This window comes from Halomonas sp. 707B3 (genome assembly GCF_024158645.1).
In the GTDB taxonomy this organism is placed as follows: domain Bacteria; phylum Pseudomonadota; class Gammaproteobacteria; order Pseudomonadales; family Halomonadaceae; genus Vreelandella; species Vreelandella lionensis.
On sequence record NZ_JAMZBE010000188.1, the window covers coordinates 1 to 5948 of the forward strand.

General features: G+C 57.5%; 7 protein-coding genes. 2 read left to right on the plus strand and 5 right to left on the minus strand.

Annotated features, from left to right (window positions below):
* The 3 genes from BIS10_RS16880 to BIS10_RS16890 all read right to left on the minus strand — a co-directional run.
* On the minus strand, positions 1 to 562 hold a 562-nt coding region (locus tag BIS10_RS16880; protein WP_253507004.1), incomplete at its 3' end, for a glutathione S-transferase family protein.
* 18 nt (positions 563 to 580) lie between these two features.
* Entirely contained in the window at positions 581 to 1582 is a 1002-nt protein-coding gene (locus BIS10_RS16885) for a 2-hydroxyacid dehydrogenase (protein ID WP_253507007.1), read from the minus strand.
* A 306-nt stretch (positions 1583 to 1888) separates the two neighbouring features.
* Entirely contained in the window at positions 1889 to 2803 is a 915-nt protein-coding gene (locus BIS10_RS16890) for an AEC family transporter (RefSeq protein ID WP_253507010.1), read from the minus strand.
* Between the two features lie 122 nt (positions 2804 to 2925).
* Between BIS10_RS16890 and BIS10_RS16895 the strand changes: the two genes are divergently transcribed.
* Both BIS10_RS16895 and BIS10_RS16900 read left to right on the plus strand, forming a co-directional pair.
* Positions 2926 to 3429 carry a hypothetical protein gene (locus tag BIS10_RS16895; RefSeq protein WP_253507013.1) on the plus strand — a complete coding sequence of 168 codons (504 nt, stop codon included), beginning with the start codon at positions 2926 to 2928 and terminating at the stop codon, positions 3427 to 3429.
* Between the two features lie 4 nt (positions 3430 to 3433).
* A complete protein-coding gene (locus tag BIS10_RS16900; protein WP_253507016.1) occupies positions 3434 to 4039 on the plus strand; it encodes an SCO family protein in 606 nt (201 codons plus the stop codon).
* A 39-nt stretch (positions 4040 to 4078) separates the two neighbouring features.
* Here the strand turns inward: BIS10_RS16900 and BIS10_RS16905 are convergent, their stop codons facing one another.
* Both BIS10_RS16905 and BIS10_RS16910 read right to left on the minus strand, forming a co-directional pair.
* On the minus strand, positions 4079 to 5146 hold the full coding sequence (locus BIS10_RS16905) for a PHB depolymerase family esterase (protein WP_083025367.1): 1068 nt from the start codon (positions 5144 to 5146) through the stop codon (positions 4079 to 4081).
* A gap of 3 nt (positions 5147 to 5149) precedes the next feature.
* Positions 5150 to 5830 (minus strand): FKBP-type peptidyl-prolyl cis-trans isomerase, encoded by a 681-nt coding sequence (locus tag BIS10_RS16910; RefSeq protein ID WP_253507018.1) that lies wholly within the window; start codon positions 5828 to 5830, stop codon positions 5150 to 5152.
* Positions 5831 to 5948: the final 118 nt, after the last annotated feature.

Here is a 5948-nt window from a genome sequence, read left to right on the forward strand (position 1 = left end):
CCTTCGCACACCACGCCTGCAGCCGTGGAAAGCGGTTCGGCCAATCAAAGGCCGGTAAGCGAAAGCTGAGGTACGCCAGGGCGACAGCGACCACAATCGACCCAAGCGTGCGCTGGGTATGACCGGCCAGCACGCTAGGGTGCGCTTCCAGCGTCACCAGCGTGCGCTCAATCGCTTTTAACCGTCGGCTTCCTAACAGCGTCTCATCCACGTCTGGCCCGCCATGCTTGCGGCCAATCACCACGTTGAACGCCGCCTCCATCAAGCCCTGCCCCAACCCCGCCAGCGCCAGGGTTTCCGCTAAACCATCTGCCGGTAGCAGCTTCGCGCCTTCGCCCACGGCATCCAGATAGTGGGCAATCAGCAGCGATTCGGTCAGCACCTCGCCGCCTTCCGTCACCAGCGTCGGAATACGACTCAGCGGGGTAATCTTTAAAAGCTCGCTATCCGCCGCCCAGGGGTCGCACCAGCAAAGCTCCGTGCGCTCCATTAGCCCTTTTTCATACAGGCATACCCGCACGACGCGGGCGTAAGGTGAAGAAGTATTGAGATAGAGCTGCATAGAGGCCTCACTGATCGGTTACTTGCGCTTATCGTAAACCACCCGATGCAGCTTGCCGCTACCACTTTCGAAGGCATCGATATTGGCGAGAGTCGTCTCGGCAATATTGGTTAGCGCCTCCTGGGTGAAAAAAGCCTGATGGCCGGTGATAAGCACGTTGTGGAAGGTTGTTAGGCGCATGAACCGGTCATCGTCGATCACCTGATGGGAGTGGTCCTCAAAGAAGAGTTGCTCCTCCTCTTCGTATACGTCCAACCCTAAGTAGCCAATATGGCCACTTTTGAGACCGGCGATGACGGCTTGGGTATCCACTACCCGCCCACGGCCGGTGTTAATCAGCATCACTCCCCGCTTCATTTGGGCAATGGCGATCGCGTTAATCAGGTGGCGGGTGTCAGCCGTGAGCGGGCAGTGCAGGGAAATAATATCCGCTTGGGCATAGAGCGTTTCTAACGGCACATACTCCACAAACGCTTTCGCTTCAGGGTTTGGGTAAGGGTCGTAGGCCACAATGCGGCAGCCAAAACCGTGCATGATGTCGGCAAAGATGAGACCGATATGGCCCGTTCCAATGACTCCCACGGTTTTGCCGTGTAGATCGAACCCCAGCAAACCATCAAGGGCAAAGTTACCTTCCCGCACTCGGTTATAAGCTCGAAAGGTCATGCGATTCAGGCTCATCACCAGCGCTACTGCGTGCTCTGCTACGGCGTGGGGCGAATAGGCAGGCACCCGTACTACCGTCATCCCCAGCCGCTGCGCCGCTTCTAGATCCACGTGATTAAACCCGGCCGAACGCAGCGCCACTAGCCGCGTACCGCCTTGATGAAGCTGCTCCATCACCGCCGCATCCAGGTGGTCATTCACAAACGCGCAGACGCACTCAAACCCGACGGCGAGCGGTGCGGTCTCGACGGTGAGCCGCGCATCAAAAAAGCTCAGCGTATGGCGCCCTGCGGCGTTGGCGCGGGTCAGAAACGTTTGGTCGTAAGGCTTAGCGCTAAACACAGCGATGCGCATGGCGAAGACTCCTAGCAATGGTGTCATCAGGATAGGCGAAGAACCCCTATTATCTGCACAAACATTGCGAGTAAGACTTGGCTGGAATCAACAAAAGGCGTTCTAGAAAAAAGAAAGCCGCTCCAAGGGGAGCGGCAAAAGACCGTGACTAGCAATGAGAGGGAGAAACCATGACAGGGTACCGGCGCTGAACTGCCTAGTCGCTGTCGTGGTTGCCAGCGGCTCATCAAACGCTGACAAACACAATATAATCATTCTCATTTACCCCGTCAACACAAATGCGAATACTTTTTATTTATTTTTATATCAGCTGACTAATTTGAGCCAAAACGGCAGCGTCAGCATGGCAAGCAGTGTTTGCCCGGTGATAATGGCCGCCATTAATTCCGCATCGCCGCCCAGCTGGCGGGCAAGGATGTATGCCGAGGTGGCCGTGGGTAGCGCAGCAAACAGCAGCGCGACGTCCCGGCTGACGGGGTCGAGCCCCAGTAGCCACGCTAACAGCAGTACACATGCTGGCATGCACAGTAGCTTAATGGCGTTAGTAGCAATCACCCCTCGGTCAATACGCAGCAGCGCCATGGGCTTAAGCGCGACCCCCACGGCCACCAGTCCCAGCGGTAGTGCTGCGCGTCCCAGTAACGTGACGGTATCTTCGCTCCAGCCGGGCAGGCCAACGCCGCTAAGATTCAGCCCAATCCCTGCCAAGCAAGCCAAAATCAGCGGATTTTTCGCCAGCGCTAGCGCGCTTTTACCCAGGCTTGCGCGACCCAGCGTGCCCGCCGCCACAAAGCTGGCCACGCACATAACGTTCACCACGGGCACCATCAGCGCCACGGCGACCGCAGCCGTTGTGGCCCCCAGCGAGCCGTGCAGCGCGGCGGCCCCCGCTACGCCCACATAGGTATTAAAGCGCACGGCACCTTGAAACACCGAGGTGAATGCCGCCGGGCTGAGCTGTAACCAGGCTCGAAAATGCCACAGTACAAGGCCAAACAGCGCCATTGCCCCCAGCAATGCCAGCGCCAACCGGCCAACGGGCACTTGGCTCACATCGGCTGTCGCCAGCGTGCCCACCAGCATGGCAGGGAACAGCACAAAGTAGATAAACCGCTCCATTTGCGCCCAAAAATCGAGGCTAGGCCAGCGCCCATACCCCATGGCTGCACCCAATAAAATCAATAAAAACAGCGGCCCTAATGCCCCGGTAATGCTCTCCATTGTTCTTCCTTATTAAGTGCGACATCCCAGCACAGCGACATCTACGGGATAGCTGTTACCATGAAACGCATACCATGTAATAAATTTCCCCGCCTTATGGCCTGCGTAGCGACTATTCTGCCATGAAGAATTTGCCTAAACCTGTCGATGTTACGGGTTTTCCAGCGCTGAAAGTGTTTATCCTGGTGACTGGCCTCGCGCTGGCCGCGTGCACATGGTATGTGTTCGCTAACTGGCTTCGTGCCGATAGCGATATCGTGTGGTTCTCTCCTAGCGGCGAATGCAACTTGCATATGACCCCCTGTTCGACAACGCTGGGGGACAGAGGCCGTCTTACGTTAGCCATTGATGCCGATGGCCGTATCGAGGCGCTTGAAGTGCTGCCCTTGGATGTCGAGGTGGAGGGCATCACCCCCAGCCAAGTGACGGTGGATTTTGTTGGCCGCGATATGGATATGGGGTTAAACCGCTTTGCGCTTACCACCACCGCGCCCGGACACTTTCATGGCCAGGGCCAAGTGGGCGTTTGCACGCAAGAGGTGATGCCGTGGCGCGCTAGGGTTATTCTGGAGACGCCTGACGGTAAGCTGGGTAGCTGGTTCGATTTCAATGTTAAAAGGAGTTAAGCGCATGGCAGCCTCCATAAAACGCAAGCCGCTTTGGCTTGGCCTAGCCCTGTTAGGCGTGCTAGTGGTGGCGGCCACCCTGGGCCTTTACCAGCTAGGCGTCGGCCAGGAGAGCGACGAACCGCAGGGCGGCCCTATCGCAATGCCCTCTACCCAGGGTGACTTCTCCCTTACCCAGCTAGGCGATGATGAAATTGCCATTATCTCCTTTGGCTACACTTACTGCCCCGATGTCTGCCCCATGAATCAGGCGGTCAAACGCCAAGCCCTGGCTCAATTGAGCGATGCTCAACGTGAGCGGGTTGTGCCTGTCATGATTACGGTCGACCCAGAGCGCGATACGCTCGACCGGATGAGCGAATATATGCAATTCTTCGGCAGTGAGTTTATCGGCTTAGTGGGAAGCCAAGAACAGCTTACCGATGTGGCTGAGCGTTACGGGGTGATTTGGCGGCGGGTAGAAGCGCCGGAATCGGCCATGGCGTATACCATCGACCACAGCGCTTCGCTGTTTTTGGTCAACCGTGAAGGGGAAATATTGCAGCGGGTGCTCTACTCTCCAACGCCCCACGGGTTAGTATCGGCGCTGGAAAGCGAGCTTGGCAGCTAACGCTAAAAGGGGAACCTTAATAAGTTAGCTGCCATGTGGTTACTCAGCCGTTGCGGCTTTGTTAGCAGTTGCCGATTGTAGCTGATCCAACATCGCCATCAGCGCCTGTGTCTGGGTGCCATCGCGAGTATCGTGCAGCGGATTGATCTGCCACGTACTCTCAGCAAAGCCCCACCAGTCCCAGCACGCTTGCGGGTTGGCCATGCTGCTCTCTGCCTGTGGGTAAAGTACCACCTGACCATGTTCCGCCGCCCAGCGGTTTAAGCCGCTGTAGCGAACAAAGGTGTCGTCGATGGCCTCCGCGTTCATCTGGCAGCCGTGCAGCGCCACCGTTACCGGGCAGCCGCCCGCCTCACATGCCTCTGGTACGAACACATAACCGGTATCGGCAAAGCCCTTCGCTGCAAAGTCGGACTGGTCAAAAGCTAACAGCTCGCCTTCGCTGGCGTTCGTCTCACGCTCGGGATAGAGCCAAGCCATCATCTCACCGGCCACGTCTTCTCCACACGCCAGCACATGACTGCCGCCGCCGTTGTGACAATCGCCCAAAGACTGCGGGTCAATAGGGGCGTCTTTTGGCATCGCTACCGGCCAGCCGTGCCCGGTGTTTGCCCGCTGAACGTAGCGCAGTTGCTGCTCAGGGCTTTCCAGCCAGCCCTGCCACTGCTGAGCCAGCAGATCTCCTAACGCAGGCGACACCGTCTCGTCCGCATCGCCATGCCACACAAAAGCTCGTAGCTGGCTTAGTGCGTCTTGGCTGCCTACTTGGTCTAATGAAAGATAGCGCTCATGCCGCTGTTCCAGTTCATCCAGCGATGGGAGCCCGCGGCGTGTCATCATGCACTGGTTCAGGGCTAGGCTTAATGCCCCTTGAGCGCACCCCCATGGGCCTGCGGCTAGCACGCCCACACCGCTAAAGCGCTCAGGCCAAGCAACTGCCAACTGAGAGGCCATATAGCCGCCAGAAGAGACTCCTACCACGCTGGCTTGGTCGCTAGCAGCGCCCAGCGCAGGTAGGCCGGGCGCCTCTTCCTGGGCGTGGGCAGCGGCGCTGCCCAAAAGAATAAGCGCAGCCATGAGACGGCGCTGATGAACGGCTATGCCCATGGCTTATTCAATGCCTAGCAGTTCAACGCGGAACGTGAGCATTTCATTCGGGCCAATGGGGCCTTGGCCGCGTTCGCCATACGCAAGATCAGCAGGAATATAGAGCATCCAGCTATCGCCAACGCTCATCAGTTGCAGGGCTTCTTGCCAGCCTTCGATCACTTGGTTGACCTGGAAGCTAACCGACTCACCGCGCTCGAAGGAACTATCAAATACGGTACCGTCGAGCAGCATGCCTTCGTAGTTCACCTCTACGGTGTCTTCTGCGCCGGGCGTTGCGCCGTCGCCAGACTCAAGCACTTCGTACTGCAAGCCAGACTCGGTTACTTCGACTTCATCCCGCTCAGCGTTTTCTGCCAGGAAGTTTTGTCCTTCTTCAAGATTCGTCTGCGCCAGCTCGGCGGCTTGCTGTTCACGCGCTTCCATTGAACTCTCTTGGAAAGCCATTAGCGCTTCCATCATCTCTTCTTCGTTCATCGCCAGCTCGTTGCCATCGAAGACATCGCGCATACCGTCGGTGAATGCATCAATATCGAGATCTTCAATATCTGCCTGCATGCTTTCGCCCAGCGTAACACCCAGGCTGTAAGCCAAGCGCTGCTCGTCGGTTTCCGGGGCGGCGGCGGCAAACGGCGCTACCAGCAGAAGGCCAGTCAGCGCGGTAGAAGAGAGTAGTGCTTTCATGGAAAAAACCTTATCCAGCGGCGCAGTGCGCCATATGTTTTTGGGTGCCTCAAAGACTAACACCCGCCGCTTCAGGCTGCATTACCTGAAACGGCGGGTGTTTGTCAGACCACAAAGA

Excerpts from the sequence above, each read along its gene's own strand:
- BIS10_RS16910 (WP_253507018.1), bottom strand. The coding sequence starts at position 5,830 with ATGAAAGCACTACTCTCTTCTACCGCGCTGACTGGCCTTCTGCTGGTA.
- BIS10_RS16905 (WP_083025367.1), bottom strand. The coding sequence starts at position 5,146 with ATGGGCATAGCCGTTCATCAGCGCCGTCTCATGGCTGCGCTTATTCTT.
- BIS10_RS16900 (WP_253507016.1), top strand. The coding sequence starts at position 3,434 with ATGGCAGCCTCCATAAAACGCAAGCCGCTTTGGCTTGGCCTAGCCCTG.
- BIS10_RS16890 (WP_253507010.1), bottom strand. The coding sequence starts at position 2,803 with ATGGAGAGCATTACCGGGGCATTAGGGCCGCTGTTTTTATTGATTTTA.
- BIS10_RS16885 (WP_253507007.1), bottom strand. The coding sequence starts at position 1,582 with ATGCGCATCGCTGTGTTTAGCGCTAAGCCTTACGACCAAACGTTTCTG.
- BIS10_RS16895 (WP_253507013.1), top strand. The coding sequence starts at position 2,926 with ATGAAGAATTTGCCTAAACCTGTCGATGTTACGGGTTTTCCAGCGCTG.